At 39.3% G+C, this 19,057-nt stretch carries 19 protein-coding genes; 13 read left to right on the forward strand and 6 right to left on the reverse strand.

The window, feature by feature from the left end; all coding sequences use genetic code 11:
- Window positions 1-62: 62 nt before the first annotated feature.
- The 5 genes from ACXAEO_RS08165 to ACXAEO_RS08185 all read left to right on the forward strand — a co-directional run bounded on the left by ACXAEO_RS08165 (window position 63) and on the right by ACXAEO_RS08185 (window position 5,108).
- On the forward strand, window positions 63-200 hold the full coding sequence (locus tag ACXAEO_RS08165; RefSeq protein ID WP_474879970.1) for a hypothetical protein: 138 nt from the start codon (window positions 63-65) through the stop codon (window positions 198-200).
- A gap of 72 nt (window positions 201-272) precedes the next feature.
- Window positions 273-500, forward strand: a complete 228-nt coding sequence (locus tag ACXAEO_RS08170) for a hypothetical protein (RefSeq protein ID WP_474879971.1) — start codon at window positions 273-275, stop codon at window positions 498-500.
- A 192-nt stretch (window positions 501-692) separates the two neighbouring features.
- On the forward strand, window positions 693-1,634 hold the full coding sequence (locus ACXAEO_RS08175) for a hypothetical protein (RefSeq protein WP_474879972.1): 942 nt from the start codon (window positions 693-695) through the stop codon (window positions 1,632-1,634).
- Window positions 1,635-1,939: 305 nt separating this feature from the next.
- Entirely contained in the window at window positions 1,940-4,690 is a 2,751-nt protein-coding gene (locus tag ACXAEO_RS08180) for a putative bifunctional diguanylate cyclase/phosphodiesterase (RefSeq protein ID WP_474879973.1), read from the forward strand.
- 13 nt (window positions 4,691-4,703) lie between these two features.
- Window positions 4,704-5,108 (forward strand): GNAT family N-acetyltransferase, encoded by a 405-nt coding sequence (locus ACXAEO_RS08185; RefSeq protein WP_474879974.1) that lies wholly within the window; start codon window positions 4,704-4,706, stop codon window positions 5,106-5,108.
- A gap of 55 nt (window positions 5,109-5,163) precedes the next feature.
- On the opposite strand, the gene ACXAEO_RS08190 is transcribed toward ACXAEO_RS08185, so the two are convergent.
- Window positions 5,164-5,748, reverse strand: a complete 585-nt coding sequence (locus ACXAEO_RS08190) for a DNA-3-methyladenine glycosylase I (protein WP_474879975.1) — start codon at window positions 5,746-5,748, stop codon at window positions 5,164-5,166.
- A gap of 83 nt (window positions 5,749-5,831) precedes the next feature.
- Here ACXAEO_RS08190 and ACXAEO_RS08195 point away from each other — a divergent pair, with 83 nt between their 5' ends.
- Window positions 5,832-6,074: an ATP-binding protein gene (locus tag ACXAEO_RS08195; protein ID WP_474879976.1), complete on the forward strand. Its 243-nt coding sequence runs from the start codon at window positions 5,832-5,834 to the stop codon at window positions 6,072-6,074.
- Between the two features lie 4 nt (window positions 6,075-6,078).
- On the opposite strand, the gene ACXAEO_RS08200 is transcribed toward ACXAEO_RS08195, so the two are convergent.
- From ACXAEO_RS08200 to ACXAEO_RS08210, 3 genes are all read right to left on the reverse strand, one after another.
- Window positions 6,079-6,213, reverse strand: coding sequence for a hypothetical protein (locus tag ACXAEO_RS08200; RefSeq protein WP_474879977.1), 135 nt, complete (start codon window positions 6,211-6,213; stop codon window positions 6,079-6,081).
- A 144-nt stretch (window positions 6,214-6,357) separates the two neighbouring features.
- A complete protein-coding gene (locus ACXAEO_RS08205; protein WP_474879978.1) occupies window positions 6,358-6,948 on the reverse strand; it encodes an MOSC domain-containing protein in 591 nt (196 codons plus the stop codon).
- Window positions 6,949-7,046: 98 nt separating this feature from the next.
- Window positions 7,047-7,778 (reverse strand): ZIP family metal transporter, encoded by a 732-nt coding sequence (locus ACXAEO_RS08210; RefSeq protein WP_474879979.1) that lies wholly within the window; start codon window positions 7,776-7,778, stop codon window positions 7,047-7,049.
- A gap of 143 nt (window positions 7,779-7,921) precedes the next feature.
- Between ACXAEO_RS08210 and ACXAEO_RS08215 the strand changes: the two genes are divergently transcribed.
- Entirely contained in the window at window positions 7,922-8,488 is a 567-nt protein-coding gene (locus tag ACXAEO_RS08215) for an undecaprenyl-diphosphatase (RefSeq protein ID WP_474879980.1), read from the forward strand.
- A gap of 205 nt (window positions 8,489-8,693) precedes the next feature.
- Here the strand turns inward: ACXAEO_RS08215 and ACXAEO_RS08220 are convergent, their stop codons facing one another.
- Entirely contained in the window at window positions 8,694-10,313 is a 1,620-nt protein-coding gene (locus tag ACXAEO_RS08220) for a multicopper oxidase family protein (RefSeq protein WP_474879981.1), read from the reverse strand.
- A 171-nt stretch (window positions 10,314-10,484) separates the two neighbouring features.
- Between ACXAEO_RS08220 and ACXAEO_RS08225 the strand changes: the two genes are divergently transcribed.
- The 6 genes from ACXAEO_RS08225 (at window position 10,485) to ACXAEO_RS08250 (ending at window position 16,652) form a co-directional block, all read left to right on the forward strand.
- Window positions 10,485-11,873 (forward strand): sensor histidine kinase, encoded by a 1,389-nt coding sequence (locus ACXAEO_RS08225; protein ID WP_474879982.1) that lies wholly within the window; start codon window positions 10,485-10,487, stop codon window positions 11,871-11,873.
- A complete protein-coding gene (locus ACXAEO_RS08230; protein ID WP_474879983.1) occupies window positions 11,866-12,543 on the forward strand; it encodes a response regulator transcription factor in 678 nt (225 codons plus the stop codon). The genes ACXAEO_RS08225 and ACXAEO_RS08230 overlap by 8 nt, the downstream gene beginning before the upstream one ends.
- A gap of 248 nt (window positions 12,544-12,791) precedes the next feature.
- A complete protein-coding gene (locus ACXAEO_RS08235) occupies window positions 12,792-13,499 on the forward strand; it encodes a YwmB family TATA-box binding protein (RefSeq protein ID WP_474879984.1) in 708 nt (235 codons plus the stop codon).
- A 67-nt stretch (window positions 13,500-13,566) separates the two neighbouring features.
- Window positions 13,567-14,271 (forward strand): response regulator transcription factor, encoded by a 705-nt coding sequence (locus ACXAEO_RS08240; protein WP_474879985.1) that lies wholly within the window; start codon window positions 13,567-13,569, stop codon window positions 14,269-14,271.
- Complete coding sequence (locus ACXAEO_RS08245; protein ID WP_474879986.1) at window positions 14,268-15,692, forward strand: sensor histidine kinase; 1,425 nt, start codon at window positions 14,268-14,270, stop codon at window positions 15,690-15,692. Before ACXAEO_RS08240 ends, ACXAEO_RS08245 begins: the two co-directional genes overlap by 4 nt.
- Window positions 15,693-15,836: 144 nt before the next feature.
- Window positions 15,837-16,652: a multicopper oxidase domain-containing protein gene (locus ACXAEO_RS08250; RefSeq protein WP_474879987.1), complete on the forward strand. Its 816-nt coding sequence runs from the start codon at window positions 15,837-15,839 to the stop codon at window positions 16,650-16,652.
- A 76-nt stretch (window positions 16,653-16,728) separates the two neighbouring features.
- On the opposite strand, the gene asnB is transcribed toward ACXAEO_RS08250, so the two are convergent.
- Window positions 16,729-18,624: an asparagine synthase (glutamine-hydrolyzing) gene (gene asnB / locus ACXAEO_RS08255; protein WP_474879988.1), complete on the reverse strand. Its 1,896-nt coding sequence runs from the start codon at window positions 18,622-18,624 to the stop codon at window positions 16,729-16,731.
- Window positions 18,625-19,057: the final 433 nt, after the last annotated feature.

Below are 19,057 nucleotides of genomic sequence, written 5' to 3' on the forward strand. Positions count from 1 at the left end.
CTCTCTTTATAGTTAATCAATTTTTTTTGATTTATTAGTTGCAACTTGGAGGGGTGTTGTATATGATTAATATATCAAGAAAATTTGATTTAAAAAATGAAGAGCAATGGACTTACTGTTTGGAAAGTTTTGATGCATTATATAAATCAATTTTTTTTGATTTATATAATGATAACCATGTACAAGGAGGAGATTTTTAATGGATAAATGGAATATTGTAGTAAAAGCAGAAGGGTGCTGCACACACTAATCATATGAAAGGGGAAGCTGTGATGACGATTAACCATGCGGGGGTATTAAGCAAAGCCTACTTTGTTTCTTATATGAAGCTTCTCATGAATGCAATGAACTGTTCACCGGAACAAGCAAAAGAACGCACGTTTCAGCGTTTGTTCGGCTCGGAAAAAGAAAATCTTGGAGACATCTCCTATGAAGCTTTCTTGCATGCTTCAGAAGAAATACAAAATGAACACGATGAGTGCTGTTACCCATCTGCATAAAAGCTTTTCAACCATTAACAAGTCGAGAGAAACATGTCTCTCGGCTTGTTTTTATGTATAGTCACCTAATGATTCGACATCGCTTTGGTTATGTCCAATTTTCTAGCTTGATTGATAAATTGACTCCCCGTAACTCCTTTTTTCTTCTATTTAATAAGTAGGAATACTTTGCTAAAAGGAAAGGTGAAAAACATGAGCCGATTATTAATTGAAGACAAACCGTTAATTGTATTGCCGTCGCTTGCGGCGGAAATTGGATTAAACGAAGCGATTTTTTTGCAACAGCTTCATTACTGGTTGCAAGGGAGCCAGCATGAGCGGGACGGTTATCGATGGATTTATAATACATATGAGAAATGGCATGAGCAATTTCCGTTTTGGTCTATTAGTACGATTCGCCGAATTATTGGAAAATTAGAGGCGGGCGGCTATATTTATACCGCTCAATTTAACAGCAGCCAAAACAATCAGACAAAATGGTACCGGATTGATTATTCAAAATGGGAGCATTCGTCTGGAATGACTGTCCAATCTGAACAAATGGGGAGTTCAACTTGGTCAGCCAGCATGTCCAACTTGAACAATTCAATACAAGAGAATACAACAGAGAAAACGATACAGAAAAAAAAGGAGGAAGAGCCCGCACTTTGTCAGCAAATAGCCGAAACGAAAAAAGAACGAAGCGAACAAGAACAGTATGCGGATGCATTGGAACAGCTTTTCATTCAACGGAGAGGGCGAGGTCTATATCCGAGTGCAAATGATTTGCAAGGTATTCAAGAGGTGGTGAAAAGTGGGGTGTCGTATGAAGAAGCGGTTAAGTGGCTGCATGAGGCGTTTGATGCTTATCAACCGAAGTATGCCGGTGATGGAATTCGGTCTTTTTCGTACGTGAAAGAACATATATTCAGAAAAGCTTATTTAAAACGGGAACGCATAGCAGCCAGTAGTCGCACTGTTGGCACGAACACATTCGGTCGTCCGAAAGCAAAAAAGAAAGATCTTGTTCCAAAGTGGCTTATTCATCGAAACGAAGGGAAGGAAGAAGAGAAGAGTTCGGCTAATTTTGAAGAAGAAAAACGAAAGCTTATGGAAGAACTGTCACAGTATAAGAAAACGATTCCCGCCTTTTAAAAGAGGGGAGAGCGCTATAACGCAAAGCTGTTCAAACATGATGAGTAACGCCCTCAGCAAACAGTATGTCCAAGAAACAGTAAAGATATGTGTCCATTCACCGATAAACTTATTTAGAAGGGTTCGTTCTAGTTTAAAAGTAAAAGATTCCATTTTTAGAAAAAAGAGTAGGGAACACAATAGAAGTGTCGAAAAAAACCGATTCCGGTCTATGGTGTTTGTTTATGGATAATAGTAAACTAATAATAAGTTTTAGCTCGTTTTATTTTGACGTGTATGTTTGATGACAGACGCAGGGAGGCAGCATGAAAACAATTTTTACGCAGAGAACCACTATTTTACAAGTGTTACTTCGAATGGGCTTTATTTTTTTTATATGTCTTGTTATTTCATTTGTCTCCGTGTATTTGGTGACGAAAAAGGAAATGACAAAACGGGCGGAAGAGGAAGTTGTTTCTGTTACGGAAATGATTAAGCAGTCGATTGAAAGTACACATGCTTCGACTGAGGAACTTAAACGTCTGATTGATCTGCGACTTTATTCAATTTCTAAAGCGATTGCGTCTGAATTGGAAGGCAAAACCATTGAGGAAACGAGTATGGAAGAATTGGAACAGCTTAAGGAGAAATGGGAGCTGTCAGGAATTTCTCTTTTAGTTCCGAAGCAAAATGGAGATATCATTGTCGAACAAGCATCCGATCCGAAAGAAATCGGACTGAATGCGGCGAGCTGGGGATATTGGTATACCGCCATTCAGCAATTGTTAGAAGGGAAAGAGGTTTCGGTTGAGAAAGGATATGCCGAACCGAACTATTGGGTTGGCCCACTATCGTTATCGGCGGTAGAAAATAAGCATCATAAATATGCCTACTATTATGATGGCACAACCGAATTTGTGATTAACCCATATATAGAAGCGGATTACATTTATGAATTTATGCAAACGAGCGGCCCAACGCAGCTTATTGAAGAAATGAAGACCAACTATGCCAATATAAATGAAATTGCGGTCCTTAATATACCTGCTTATTTAAAGGGGGAGGACAATAAAGTAGTCGAGTTAGTAACAGATACTCCAGTATTGTACGGAGCTCATGAAACCATACTGGCAGAAGATAACGAAATGTTTCAACAGCTATTACATGAACCTGAAACGAAAAAAGTTGAATTTCAACAAGGGGAAACGGGGCTCGAAAAAACGTACATTTCCTTACCAGATCAACGAGCGCTCGTTGTCGTCATGAATAAAACCGGTCAGGAATGGTTCATGAACCGTCTGTCGATGTTGTTTCTCTTTATTTTTATGATTACCATCGTCGTCATTTTTATTTTTTCAAAGGCAGCGATGAAAAAACCGCTGAAGCTGCTAAAGGTGGAGCGAGAGCGTCTGATGATTGCGGAACAATTTAAACAGACAATCGAAATTTTACCGAGTGCTATTTACAAATGCAAGCGGGAGAATAACGGGACATATACAGCTTTATATAGTGAAGGTACTCTTATGGTGGAGCGAGACTTAACCACTGAACATGTTCAAGGACGGAGTATTACAGACATTTTGTTACCGGATGAAGCGGAACGGATGCTGCGAGTGTTAAACCGTGCCTATGAAACAGGTCAGGCTGATTATGTATTCTCTTACGAAGACCGTGTATATCACAATGTTATTAAAGCAGTAATGGATATGGAGGAGCCTGATGCGGTGCTCGAATTGGCCGGTTACGTTGTCGATATTACGGATCGGGTAAAAGCAGATGAACAAATTCGTCACTTAGCGCTTCATGATGCTTTAACTGGTCTTCCAAACCGAATGTATTTTAATGAATTATTGGAACAGACTTTGAGGCAGGAGAAAAATGGAGAAACGGCGGTCTTGTTTATTGATTTGGACAATTTTAAACAAGTAAATGACACGCTGGGCCATGAAGCGGGCGATGAACTGCTTATGCAGGTGACAGAGCTTTTAAAAACATGTATCCAGTCAAAAGACACGCTCGGTCGGATGGGAGGGGACGAATTTACCATTTTAGTTCCCCGTTGCAGCTGCCGTATCGAAATTAGCAAGCTATGTACCCGTATTTTGGAAGAGCTAAAGCAGCCGTTTTATATTAGAGGGCAAGAAATGCTAGTAACAGCAAGTATTGGCATCAGCATTGCACCAGACGATGGCTTAGTTGGAAAAACATTATTGAAAAATGCGGATATGGCGATGTATGTGTCTAAGCATAAGGGGAAAAATAGTTTTCATTTTTATGAATCTTCTATGAACACAAACAACTTAAAGAAAATGGAGTTGCAAAAAGACCTTCGTCACGCCCTTCAAGTGGGTGGACAGCTGTTTTTAGTGTATCAGCCGCAACTACATCTTCAAACAAATAAAGTGGTCGGTGTAGAAGCGTTGCTGCGCTGGAATCATCCTCAACAAGGATTAATCTCGCCGGCGGAATTTATCCCGATTGCCGAGGAGTCAGGGTTGATTGATTCGCTAGGAGACTGGATCATTCGGGAGGCATGCACTCAGTTTGGAAAGTGGAAGGAAGAAGGAATCGGTTCTGTCCGAATGTCGGTCAATCTTTCTCCTCGCCAGTTTAAGCATGAGGATTTAATGAAAAATATTGAAGAAATCATGAAAGAAACGGAAATGGATGCCGATTATTTAACATTAGAAATTACGGAAAGCACATCGATGGAAGATAGTTCTCGGACACTTGAAGTGCTTCAGCAGTTAAGAAGGATGGGGGTGCATATTTCCATCGACGATTTTGGGACAGGTTATTCGTCTCTTCACTATTTAAAGGACTTTCCTATTAATCATTTGAAAATTGATCATTCCTTCGTGCGGGACATGAATACGAATGAAGCTGGAAAAGCCATTGTAAAAACGATTATTGATATGGCGAAAAACTTGAATTTGCAAGTTATTGCCGAAGGTGTGGAAACGAAAGCGGAGCGGGATATGTTACACGACATGGAATGTGATGAAATTCAAGGCTACTATTTCAGCCGTCCGCTAGAGCCTGAGAAAATAAGCCACCTTTTGAAAAATAGTGTTTAAAAGAGGAGTTTTAATGAATATTTCGTATAAAACCAATAGTGAAATGATTACAGAGGAAAATCTTCAAAACTTGTTTTTTTCGGTAGAATGGGAGTCTGGGAAATTTCCCAGTGAACTATTAAAGGCCATAAACGGTTCACACTCTGTTATTACGGCATGGGATGGCGAACAATTAATTGGATTAATCAATGCTTTATCTGATGGTATATTCACTGCTTATTTTCACTACATGCTAGTTAACCCGAATTACCAAGGAAAAGGGATTGGTAAAGTGATGATGGATATGATGCTAGAGCGCTATAAAGACTACCAAACGAAAGTGCTCATCGCTTATCCAGATGTAGTCGAGTTCTATGGGAAAATGGGCTTTAAGACAGAGAATGGAACAACACCAATGTTTATGTCCGAACTTATTTAAATCGAATAAGCACGTTCAAGAACTCAGAGTTTTTATGACTCTGAGTTTTTGTTTGTTACTCTGAGATGGTTTGTTGTTTTTCTGCTAAAAGCGGATAGCAGCGGCATGTCGTTACATGGTCATTAACAAGACCTGCTGCTTGCATAAATGCATAGCAAATTTTCGTCCCGACAAACTTGAAGCCGCGCTTTTTTAAGTCTTTGCTTAATCGGTCACTAATGTCTGTCGAAGCGGGGACGTCTTGAATATCCTGAAAATGATTTTGAATCGGTTGGCCCCCAACGAAAGACCATATGTAGGAAGAGAACGAACCAAATTCCTCCACAATGTCGAAATACATATGGGCATTTGTAATAACGGCTTGAATTTTTAATCGATTTCGTACGATGCCTTTGTCCGCCAGCAACTCATTTATTTTAGTTTCATCGTAGGTGATAATGGCAGCGGGATTAAAGTCATCAAATACTTTGCGGTAATGCTCTCTTTTTTTCAAAATGGTGTACCAGCTAAGCCCTGCTTGGGCGCCTTCTAAATTCAGGCATTCAAACAGTCGTTGATCGTCATAAATCGGAACACCCCATTCATGATCATGATAATCTATATAAAGCGGATCTTCATTCACCCATGCGCATCGGCTCATGTTTTTCCTCCTGTCCTAATGCTTCTATTTAACTATGTTATCATAGATTCATATGTACAATAAAATAAAAAGGAGAGAGTCTATTGAATCCATTTCACTGTTGTGCGGCATGTAAGCACTTTGAGGCATCGAAAGAGGAACGTGGAAAGGGCATTGAAGCCGAGGACATTCCGAGATTGTTCGTCCCATTTTTTACGACAAAAGCAACAGGAACGGGCATTGGACTGGCTATATGTGCTAAAATTATTGAAGCGCATGCGGGGAAGATAGAAGTAGAAAGCATAGTAGGAGAAGGCACGACATTTAAAATTGTCCTGCCGCTGTAAGAAATTAGTCTATATTTTCGTCTCCTGCTTTCATTAACGCGTAAAACATAACTGTCATCATCGCAATAACGATAATAGAGACCCCGAGACTTATAAAAAAAGAAGGGTGCAACATATAAGTCGTCATCCAAGCAAGCATACATACATCTTCCATTCTCTGTCTAGTTTTCGTTAGTATGTACAGGGAAAAGGAAAATATGCGTATCCAACAAAATTTTTGGCAAACCATGCATAGGAAAGCCCGAAGTGGCAGTCGTTCGAGCTTTCTTTACAAAGAGGGAGGTTACGTAATATTGAGCGGTACATCAACTTTTAGCTGTGGAGGATCATATGCGAAGATTTCAATGGAGTCATGGGCAACAATGGAACCTCGGCATTCCACTGTACAAATAATTCCTCGCCGGCCGTAAGCGGCTTTCACAAATCTCGAAGCAAGCTTTTGTTCAGAAGGATACATCGATTGGAGGACCTCTCCAGGCTGACTACAAGGCAAGTTTTCACCTTCACATACTAATCCTGCCCCGCTCGGAAACACAATCCGACTTCCTTCTGATAAGGCTGTTAAACCTAAAAAACCGCTGATGACCATATTTGCACCAAGCCATTCAGGGCGAACCGTTTCAATGCCAAGCAATTCGGCGATTTCCGCACATTCTTCGATGGAAACGATGGTAATTTGCCGCCGATTGAAAATTTCTGTATGGCGAGGGTACATCGGTTCCCGTTCACCTGCAAGCTTTGTCAGCCCAAAATGTAAATCCCCTGGAATCCCCCCATATTCAAGGTCCGCTTTTGCGATTGGCTCTTTGACAAACGTTTGATGATCTCTAGCAATATAGATGTTTTCCATCTTTGCTTTATAGGATTTCCACATGATTTTTTCCCATCCTTATCGTTAAGTTCATTTTTGTAAGTAAAATTATACCAAACGCTTCCTTTCCGTATCAATCGAGAAGAAAAAAAGGGCGCGCGTCATCCTGACAAGGAATCTAAAATTAAAGAAGTAAGCAAGCCGAGCGCTGTCACAATCCCGACAGCAGGTCCGCCTTCTTGGAACGCTTCAGGCATCATCGTTGATGCCACCATTGAAATAATCGCTCCGCCGGCAAAAGAAGCAATTAAGGCGGTCGTATTCGGGGAAGCTTGTTCAAGAAACGTGAAGCCGCCCCATGAACTGAAAGCAGAAATGGCCAAAACGAACAGCCAAAGTATGAGCACTTTCTTCGTTGAATAGCCACCTTTTTTTAGTCCAATTGTACTTGAAATGCCTTCAGGGATATTGCTAATAAAAATCGCAATAACAAGAAGCCAGTTGACCGCTTGTTTTTCAAGTAAACTTGCCCCAATCATAATGGACTCTGGAATCGCATCCATTACCGTTCCGGCAAAAATAGCTAAGCCGGCATGATGAGAGGAATGCTCTCCTGACCGTTTCCGTTTCTCGCCCCCTTGTTTAGAAATGACAATATCAAAGAGTGTGAAAAGGCCAGCTCCTGCAATAAACCCAATGGAAGTAGCTTGAATGCCGGCTTCTTGAACTGAATGTCCGAGCAATTCATACGCAGCAGCTCCGATTAGTACACCGGTTCCAAAAGACATAATATAAGCAACTACTTTTTTCGGAATTGGAAAAAGAAGAGCCATGACAGCCCCGATGAAGGCAGCTGAACCTGAAACCCCGCCCCATAGCAGTGCACTCCACATCGATGTTCCCTTCTTTCGTTTCGTTTACGACTAGATTTCCCTTTTTAGAAGGAAAAAAACAATGGAACACACTTTGGACAAGGTACATGTTTTAAAAGGAAGGGGAAATAGTAAAGATAACTCAACATAAGGAGACGGTTGCGATGGATGAACAATGGTTTAAAAAAATTAATCGGCTCGCAGGGCGTTCTAGTTTGGCAGATGCTTTTATGATTGCGATTGCCAATAAAGCGCGCTATTTGTATTTGTTTGTGCTAATATGGCTAGCATTTCAAAACCGCTCATCTCGGCGAACAGTGATATATGCCATGCAGGCTGCGGGACTGGCTTGTGTAGCGAATAGTCTCATTAAGCTTGTCTATTACAAGCCGAGACCATTTATGAAACGGCGTATCGGTATTTTAATTCCTTCAAAAATGAACTCTTCGTTCCCGAGTCAGCATACGATGCTCGCTTTTGCTGTGTCGACTCCTTTATTTCTGTGCAAACAGACCTTTGGAGGTTTATTATGGGGAATAGCTATTATAACCGGATTTTCCCGTATTTGGACAGGGCACCATTACCCGTCTGACATTCTCGGCAGTGCTTTTCTTGGCAGCAATTTTGGCATCTTCGTCGTGAAATATCAACATCTTTTTAATAGGTGTTCATCTTTTTGTGTGGACGTTGTTTCTGATAAGCTGAAAAAGAGTAAGGTGGATACGTATTAAGTCATTCTGATAACATGGAAAAACTATCCAACAACATCTAACAATGAGTAAATTCTATTCGAAATCTTTCCATTGTTATGAAGGTGGAGAAAGACAACTACGCAAATATGGTATAGAAACAAAGTTTCTATACCATACTCCATCTAGGGATGCGTTACTTAGCCACTGAATACACGATTATACTAAGAAAAAATGTAAGATCTTTTTACTCCGCCATATTATTTGCATTAGGGTCAGGAGTGAAATTGGACTTATAATCTGTATATTTCAATTTCGTTACCATTCCAGCTGCTGCGTGATGCAAATCATGGCAATGGAACATCCAATTACCTAGGTTATCTGCTTTAAAGGCGACCACATACTCTTCACCTGGTTTAAGGTTCAGAGTATCCTTCATTAACGGCGAACCTTGGAGAGGCTGACCGTTTTTGCTTAAGACTTGGAAAAAGTGTCCGTGCAAATGCATTGGATGCTCATCCATTGGTGATGTATTTTTCAAGGTTACTTTCACTAAATCATCGTTTTTAACGTTGACGGGCTCCGTATCAGGGAACGCTTTTCCATTGATGGTGTAAACCATTCCTTCGTTGTTCATCCCTGTTCCTAAATCCATCGTATATTCTACGTCATATTTTTGGTTGAGGGAGAAAGCACCTCCGCCATTTTTTCCGTATGTTGTCATATCCACTTCCGGTAATGTTGCCTGATAGTTTTGTTTATCGTCTTTGTTCTCGCTATCATCGTAGACAATGTTGGCGACCATATTCTCAGCTGCCTCATTTTCGTCATGTGATTCGATAAACCAAGTACCCGGGTTATCCGCTGTAAATTCCAAATCGTAACGTTCGCCTGGAGCAATTGTCACAAGCTGATCTTTCATTACAGTAGGGCTTTGGAGAGGCTGACCGTCTGTCGAAGTGATGGTAAAGTCATGACCATGTAAATGAATTTTGTGGGACATGTATCCAGCGTTCACTAAGCGGATTTTTACTTTCTCCCCTTTGGAAACGTTTAATGATTCAATCGATTCGCCGCTTTGTCCATTTATCGTATACAAATCATACATGCTCATATCATGCCCTTGCCTGTTCATATTAGAGTGATTCATATCCTTCATGTTGTTGGCTTCAGAACCACCATGGTCCATGTTACTGTGATCCATGCCTTCCATTGTTCCTTCGGTTTTTTCTTCTGATTCTTCAGAAGAGGAAACCCACTCATCCAACACCAAAGTGTAATCTCTATCGACTTTTTCGTCTTTTGCTTCTACGATGAAGGTTCCGTATAATCCCTTATCAATTTGATTCACACTATCTTGATGGGAATGATACCAGTAGGTTCCAGGGACGGATGCTACAAACTCATAGGTGAATGTTTCTCCTGGTTGAACGGCATTCATCGTGATACCTGGAATTCCATCTTGATCGTTAGGAACGGGGACACCATGCCAGTGAATCGTAACAGGTTCTGAAAGCTCGTTGTTAAGATTGACTTTTACTTTCTCTCCTTCTTTTACCCGAATGTGAGAGCCGGGGACGGAGCCATCAAACGTCCATACGGGAAGAGTGATCTTTGAATTAAATCGGTGGATGGCTTCTTTTGCCGTAATAGTAAACTCATTGCCACTTTTCACTTCAGTCTTGATGGTGCTGGGAAGGGAAGAATCATTGGACGTTGTTGCTGAACTAGTGGTGTGTTTTTGTTGTGTATTATTATGCTCCATATTGACCATGTCTTCTTGACTCATACTATCTTTTGAATTGGAGCAAGCTGTAGAAATGACAGCGAGTAAACTAATGACTGAAACCGCTAAAAACTTTTTCATCGTAACACCTCCATCATGCTATAAATCTAATTTAAAATAAAAATGTGCAGATAGTTTGCAGAAAGTGTTACATTTTTGAAGTGTTTAAGATAGTAAGATTATAAAAAACTGCATAAAATCTGCAAATTTTTTTGATACATTAAAAAAAGCAACCGTAAAGGATGAACAACTGTGAATCGAATTTCGATTAAATTAGGTGTGTATTTTTTGATTTTCGTCCTCGTCCTAGAGGCGGGGCTATTCATGTATCTGTATCATGAATTGGCTAACAGCCGAATCACCGAAGAGTTGGAAAGCTTACGTTTACGAGGAAATAGTCATCGTGATGTTTTGGAAAAAAATTTTGATGTCACTACCTTGCATCACGTCAGCTTAATGGAATCAGAAGCTGAAACAGAGGTAGTAATTGTCAATCAAGAAGGAGAAATCATTAGTCATTCTAATCCTATCTGGAAAGAAATGAGACAACTTATACAAGAACATGTTCAAAAAAAAGATCCTTATAGAGGGGTTATTATTCAAGGGGATTGGAGCCATCAAAATTATATTGCAACTGCTAGTCCCATTTATATTAATGATAAAGAGGTTGGAACGGTGTACATGTTTCAACATACGGATTCCATTCGGTCTATGATTGCGAGGTTGAAGCATCATTTTTATGTAGTGAGCGGCATTTCGGTTCTCTTTTCGGTTATCACTATTTTCCTTCTGTCTAAAATCATTACGAGACCACTTGTCCGAATGAAGAAAGCGACAGAAAAATTAAGTGAAGGGAACTTTTCAGTTAAGCTGGATGTCCGTTCCCATGATGAGCTTGGGCAGTTAGGAAATGCTATTGAATCCTTGGCAGAAGAACTTCAGTATTTAAAGAGGGAACGAAACGAGTTCTTAGCCAGTATTTCTCATGAGTTACGAACACCGTTGACCTATATCAAGGGGTACACGGACTTTGCCGGACGTTCTAACATTGAAGCTGCCGACCGTAAGAAGTATTTAGGGATTATTCAAGAAGAAGCAGAAAGGCTTTTTTCTCTTGTTCAAAATTTATTTGAACTGGCACAATTAGATCAAAATGCTTTTTTGATTAAAAAGCAGTCTGTTTGTATGGGGGAGTTTTTAGAAGGTATCGTTCAACAGATACAACCTATGTTTGACCGACAGCATATTCAGCTAACCTTTTCTTGTCCGAAAGATTTGGTAATAAAGGTCGATACAATAAGGTTTAAGCAGGTAATCATGAACTTATTAGATAACGCCTTAAGTTATTCTGAACCACATACAAAGGTACGGTTGGAAGTAGTAAAAAAAGATAGCGGCAACATTTTAATCAAAGTGATGGATGAAGGAATCGGGATTCCATCGAAAGATTTGCCGTTTATCTTTGATCGATTATATCGAGTGGAAAAATCAAGGTCTCGTAAAAGTGGCGGTACCGGTTTGGGGCTCGCTATTGTGAAAGAAATTATAGAAACTCATGGTGGGACCATTCAAGTGGAGAGTGAACTTGGAAAGGGAACTGTATTTACCGTGGTATTAAAAGAGGAGAGTGTGCATGCCTAAGATTATATTGATTGACGATGAAATAAGAATGTTAGATTTACTTGAATTATATTTAGTTCCGAATGGATTTCAATGCTTAAAATTCGAGTCAGGTGAACAAGCCATTCAATATCTGCAAAGAGGAGAGAAGGCAGACTTAATACTTTTAGACTTGATGATGCCTGAAAAAGATGGATGGGAAGTCTGTCAAGAAATTCGTGAATTCTCTAATCTGCCGATTATCATGCTCACTGCACGCAATCAGCCTGTAGATATCGTTAAAGGGTTGAATATAGGAGCTGACGATTATGTAATTAAACCGTTTAACGAAGTCGAGTTGATGGCGCGTATTCAAGCAGTGCTTAGAAGGGTGAAGGAGGAAAAAACGGAAATTTGTTATAAGGGATTAGCATGGAACCGTGAGCATCGCATTCTGAGCTATAATCATAGGACCATCTCATTAACACGCAAAGAATTTGAAATGATTGGTTTATTTTTAAAAAATGTAAATCGCGTTTTGACTCGAGAAGATTTACTTATTATGGTGTGGGGAAGTGATGCAGACATAGAAGATCGAACTATTGACTCACATATGCGTAATCTTAGGGACAAATTACGGAAAGAGGGATTTCCAGTGGAGAATCATTTACAGACGGTCTGGGGTGTAGGGTATAAGTGGGTGGAAGAATGATGGGAGATTTACTGTTGAGGTTATCCATCACTCTTCTGATTCCGGTCCTGATTCTTAAGAAATAGAGCGGCAGTCATTAGAAAAAGTGGGCTTCTTACCTATCGTGAAGGTTCTTGTTAATTAAGGAATCCCGTTATTTGTTTATTCGACGAAAAAATTAGATTGCTAGATCCATAGAGTATTCCTTTCCTCTACGTGTATATAAATCTTTCAAATTGTTAAAGATTGAGATGTGGGAGGGAAGGAAGATGAGCAAACTTTTTGCAGGCATGATCATGTCCGTTGTTTTATATACGAATATGTTTGCTGTTTCAACCGTCAATCAGGAATTAACCGATTTTTTCGCGTTATTTGAAAATAGTCATTTTCAAATAGATGAATGGAAGGTTTATCGCAAGGGTAACGCAGGAATAGTGAATAGCTTGGAAGAGTTTCATGATTTTATTCGAGAATTGGAAAAGAATGTCCCCATCAAGGACTGGCAAATTGAAGAAGTAGAAAATCATCACTACAAAGTCACCGGCGGATTAGAGAGGGATGGAGTGAGGATGAATCTTGCGATTTTAGGGATATATCAAAACGGTAAAATCAGTATTTCAGTGAATCAAGATATTAGAGGAACCAGTAAAAAAGACTATGAAATCAATTCTTGGTTAACGTTAAACGGTGTACAAATTTCCAAAAATTTTTACACTGTCACCGCTTCAAAAAAAGCAAGATATGGTCATGAACAAATAAAATCTTTAACCAACAAAGTTATGGAACGTTTTTCAGCCAAGAAATTGGAAGGATTAGAAGAAGAGCAATTCATGTCTGTTTCCGCCTATTTAAAGAGAATTAAAAATGATCTTACGATGGGAAAAAAACGTAAAATGAACATGCAAATTGCAGTTCGTAGTTCACAGGATAAAACGACCTTAACGGTGGGGACACCCATTATTATTACGGAATATTGACGGGCTTGTATTAAAAAAGTGGGTTTAAGAAATAAAGACCATGATTGTTATCCGGGGGAATGAAGTAATGAGAAAAATACTGATTATAGAAGACGAAGATTACATGTTAAATTTGATGCGAATTCATCTTTCATCAGAATATGAGATTATGGAAATAAAAGATGGAGGAACAGCATTGGAAGTCATTCAGAAGCAGGATTTCGACTTGATTATTTTAGATATCATGCTTCCTTATGTGAATGGCTGGACCATTTGCGAAAAGGTTAGGGAGAAAAGCGACACACCAATTATTATGTTGACAGCCCGAAGTGAACTGCAGGATCGCGTTAAGGGGTTAGAGATAGGAGCGGATGACTATCTCGTTAAACCGTTCGAGTTTGATGAACTGAAAGCAAGAATCAAGGCACTGTTAAGAAGATACGATACATTAAAAAGTCGTTTATCCCAGCCAAGTCATGTGCTTGTCTATTTTAAAGGAAAGATGACCATTGATAATGAAAGTCGGCAAATTAGAGTGAATCTGCGTGAAGGTGATTTTACAGCCAAGGAGTTTGATTTAATTTGGTTGTTAGCTTCTCAACCCCATCGTGTGTTTACAAGGGAAATCCTTTTAGACCAAATTTGGGATATTCATGCGTCACGGGATTTAAGGATTGTTGATACGCATGTGAAAAACATTCGAACCAAATTAAAAAAACTGGACAGTCATATGAATGTCATTAAAACAGTATGGGGGATTGGTTATAAATTTCATAACCAGGAAAGCCAATGATGAGATTAAATAGTATCGTTCTTAAATTAGGCGCCACCATCATGGCGCTGTTTCTTATTGTGCTGCTTCCCTTTGGGTTTGCGGTGGATCGTATTTTTTCCAATGTCTATTACCATGAGGTGCAACAGTCTTTAGATGAATTATCATTGAAACTGGCACAAACATGGGAAGAAAAGCATTTGAACGGTATCCATTTGGATGATTTGGGGAACTTGACCGAAAAAGAAATTGTTCTCTTTAATCAAAAAGGAAAGGTCATTTCTCCAGGTCGATTGCGGGAATTTCAAAAGGGAGATACGATCGAGCCAGATATCGTACAGACTCTAAAAAAAGGACAAATCATTCACCAAGATTATTTAGATTCGAGGACAGGCCGATATTTCTTTATGGTGGGGAGACCTTTGAGAACGGGAGAGACATTCGAGGGAGGAGTCTTGGTATTTTCTTCGATTGATGAAATCCACCAATCCCTTCATAACGTTCGAAACGGAATTATATTGGCTGTATGCAGTTCTATCTTATTAGCGCTAGCCTTCACTTGGTTTGTAGCCAAGAAAATGGCGAAACCGCTCTTACAGATGGAGAGGGCTACAAGAGAGATTGCCAAAGGAAATTTACAATCAAAAGTAACCATTAACTCTAAAGATGAGATTGGATCGTTAGCGAATGCGATTAACGACCTTAGATCCGAACTGAATCATTATCGAACAAACCGAAGTGAATTTTTAGCCAACATTTCACATGAACTGCGAACGCCTATCTCCTATTTGATTGGTTATGCTCAGGTGTTAAAGAATCATCAATATCAGAATAGGAAGGAGCTTGAGCTGTATTCAGGAATTATTGAAAGCGAGGGAAACAGGCTTACTAAATTAATTCAAGATTTGTTTGAGTTATCGAAGATGGAGGAAGGGAGAATACAGCTATTTCCTCAATGGATTGATGTGGAAGATATGATTGAACAAGCCGTTCAAAAAGGGAAATTGAAGGCGAAACAAAAAGGGCTGAAGCTCGAATATAAAGCGGAGAACAGCCTTCCATTAATCTGGTCCGATGGCTCGAGGGTGGAGCAGGTATTATTTAATCTAATTGAAAATGCGATCCATTATACTGAAGAAGGGCACATCAAGATAAAGGCATGGGAACAAAAGAGTCGCATTTTTATTTCTGTAGAAGATACAGGACTTGGGATACCTGAGAACGAGTTGCCGTTTATCTTTGATCGGTTTCATCGAGTGGAGAAATCAAGGTCAAGAAAAATGGGTGGAACCGGTTTAGGGCTGGCGATCGTTCAACAGATTGTGAAAGTGTTAGAGGGGAATATATCTGTGCAAAGCGAACTTGGAAAAGGAACAACTTTTGTCATTTCTTTTGCTGTCGGAGAAGAAGGACAACCATTAGGAATGGAAGTAGAAGAATAAATATACTCTCTTTGAATACTTATAGACAGAACTTATTTTCAAGGGAGGCATTAACTATAACTATGTGGGAGAATGTTTTATCAATGCCTGATGGACAAATAGCCACTTATAAAAGAGGGGAAAATACAAGATATTACAAATTAATTGCGGAGCCAATTAAACATAATATTTTGTCCAACGTTACGATATAATGGTGGAACGCCTGGACCGGCTCTTGTGTTTAAACAGGGAGAGGTTGTTCAGTTAGAAGTAGAAAACCGTTTGGATGACCCAACCGCGTTGCATGTTCATGGACTGTCCAAGCCTGTGACCCAAGATGGTATTCCTGAAATTGAACCTACCCCTTTAATACAGCCAGGACAATCCTATGTTTATCGCTTTACCGCATGGCAAAGTGGAACGTTTTTTTACCATTCTTCCAACCCTTCCCAGGTAGCGCAAGGGTTATTAGGGGCGTTCATTGTTTTGCCTAATGAAGGGACAAGTAATTATTATAATCCGCCTCATCGAGATTATATTTTGGTGTTACAGCAGTGGCAGTTAGAACAGCCCAGTCTGGGAGAGGTTACTCCAGGGATTTTTAAACCCAATAAATTTGATATTCATCCTAATTTTTTTACGATTAATGGAAAGTCTTTTCCTCATACATCACCTCTTCAGACAAGTTATGGAGAACGAGTTAGAATCCGCTTTATTAATAAATCTAGTTCATCTCACAGTATGCATATACACGGGCATGATTTTCAAATAGTAGAGGTTGATGGTTTTCCACGTTATGGTTTGATGGATGATACCGTGAACATAGCATCTGGAAAAAGAATCTCTGTTGAATTTATAGCGAATAATCCGGGGACATTCCCGATAAATGGAACAAAATCCTTTCATCAAACGAATAACGGGGAGACTCCTGGAGGGATGGTAACTAGGCTTATTTATAAAAAGAGAAAGAGCCACCTTTAAAAAAAGGCGGCTCTTTAAAGAATCGATTAACATTGGCAGAGTAAGTACAATATTGTTTATTATAGAATAGGGAGTGTTAAACCAATACAAGCCTCCGATTTTCTGAGGAATATGCTGATGCCAAATCATATACTTCTTCTATAAACACCTCATGCCATAGTAAGAACATTAATACGGTCCAAATTTTTCGGCTGTTATCGACTTTACCTGTCACATGCTGTTCAAGCAGGTTTAAGATTTCTTGTTTGTGAAATAAATAATCTGTACTGCTGTCCTGGATTAAATCTAATGCCCAGTCATAAAGCTCGTCCTTCAGCCATTTTCTAATAGGGACAGGAAAGCCTAGCTTTCTTCTTTGAAGCACATGATCCGGGACGATTCCTTCAGCAGCTTTACGTAAAATATATTTCGTTGTTTTGTTGGCGATTTTCATATCGGAAGGAATCCTGGATGCCACTTCAAACACCTTTTTATCCAAAAACGGTACCTTTAATTCTAACGAATTCGCCATAGTCATTTTATCTGCTTTCAGTAAAATATCTCCTCGGAGCCATGTGTGTATATCGATAAACTGCATCTGGCTTACTGGATCGTAGTCTTGAGCTTGCTTATAATAAGGAGCCGTAATATCTGTGTATTTGACGGATTCCTTATAAGATTGGATTAAAGGCTTCTTTTCTTTCTCATTAAAAATCCTTGCATTGCCAATATAGCGTTGTTGTAGCGGAGTAGTTCCTCTCTCGATAAAGCTTTTGCCCTTTATTCCGTTTGGAATCAGATAACTTATTTTTCTTAATGCAGTATGGAGGGGCTCAGGAAGAATATTAAAAACCTGCAAAGCTGAGGGTTCCCTATAGATATTGTATCCGCCAAATAATTCGTCTGCCCCTTCCCCTGAAAGCACAACGGTCACATGTTTTCTTGCTTCACGTGCCACGAAATAAAGAGGAATGGCTGCCGGATCCGCTAAAGGATCGTCCAAATGCCAAACAATCTTTGGTAATTCCTCTACAAATTCATCAGCTTTAACTGTATATGAAATGTTTTCAATCCCCAGTTTGTCCGCTGTTTCTTTTGCGACGTCTAATTCACTGTATCCTTCTGCTTCAAATCCTACAGAAAAGGTCTTGAGGTTAGGGTGAACCTCTTTAGCAATGGAAGTAATTAAAGTAGAGTCAATTCCACCTGACAGAAAGGCTCCGACAGGAACATCGCTTCTCATGTGAAGGTTGACCGACTCTCGTAAGGCATTCCGTATCTCGTCAACATATGCTTCTTCCGCTTTACTAGTTAAAGAGAACCTTGGCTGCCAATAAGGTTTGATTCTTAAACTTTGATTTAGTTTCTTTATGAAATAATGACCGGGGGGCAGTTTTTTGATATTCCGATCCATGGTTTCTGGTTCAGGAACATACTGATAGCTTAAATAATGCTGTAATGCTTGTTTATTCAACGAAATTCCCTCTCGGGCTACTAACAGGCTTTTCTTTTCGGAAGCGAAAAGAGTCTGATCTTTCTGTTGTAAATAGTAAAGCGGCTTGATTCCGAAATAATCGCGGGCGCCAAACAGCGTTTGCTCTTTTTTATCCCAAATGATGAAGGAAAACATTCCTCTTAGCCGTGTTAATGCTCTTTCTTTTTCTTCGACATATAATGCGAGTAATATCTCAGTGTCTGAATGGCTCTTAAAGGAGTGTCCTTTCGAAATAAGAAATTCTCTCAGCTCTACATAATTGTAGATTTCTCCATTAAACACCATCCAATAATTTTCATCATCATACGAAAGAGGTTGATGTCCATGCTCGATATCGATGATGCTTAAACGACGAAAAGCAAGAGAAACATGTTCATCCTGATAATAGCCATCGCTATCAGGTCCTCGATGAAAAATAACGGAATTCATTTCTTTTATATCTAAACTGTTTGCCGGTTTTTTTGAAGGATTTTTTATATAACCAACATAACCACACATTTTTCCCACCTACTTCTTCATTTTTGCAAAGACGGAAATGCAACGATACAAGCTTAGATTGAAAGATATCAGCTAAATTTGTAAAATGTATGGAGTTAATAAAAGTGTAAATATTGAAACTTATCTGTAAAAAGTTTGTTGAAGAATGTATAAACGAGAGAACAGATCACCAGGGAAAGGAGAGAAACAATGGGGTGCTGCAACGGAGGTAAGAAAAATAAACATACCAGTCAAAAAAGTCGAATGATGTACCTGACGATTTGGCTGTTGATTGTAGTAGGTGCTTTTTTATTAAACTATCTTTTGAATCAGTAACAGGAGTCCTTTCTTTATAGTGAGAGGGCTTATTTTTATTTATCATATTTTCCCGGCTATTTTCATTTCTTGATAAAAACTGCACATTTTCTTCATAAAATAGAAAAGACAAGTTATG

Source organism: Bacillus sp. ABA4_010, from assembly GCF_056159105.1.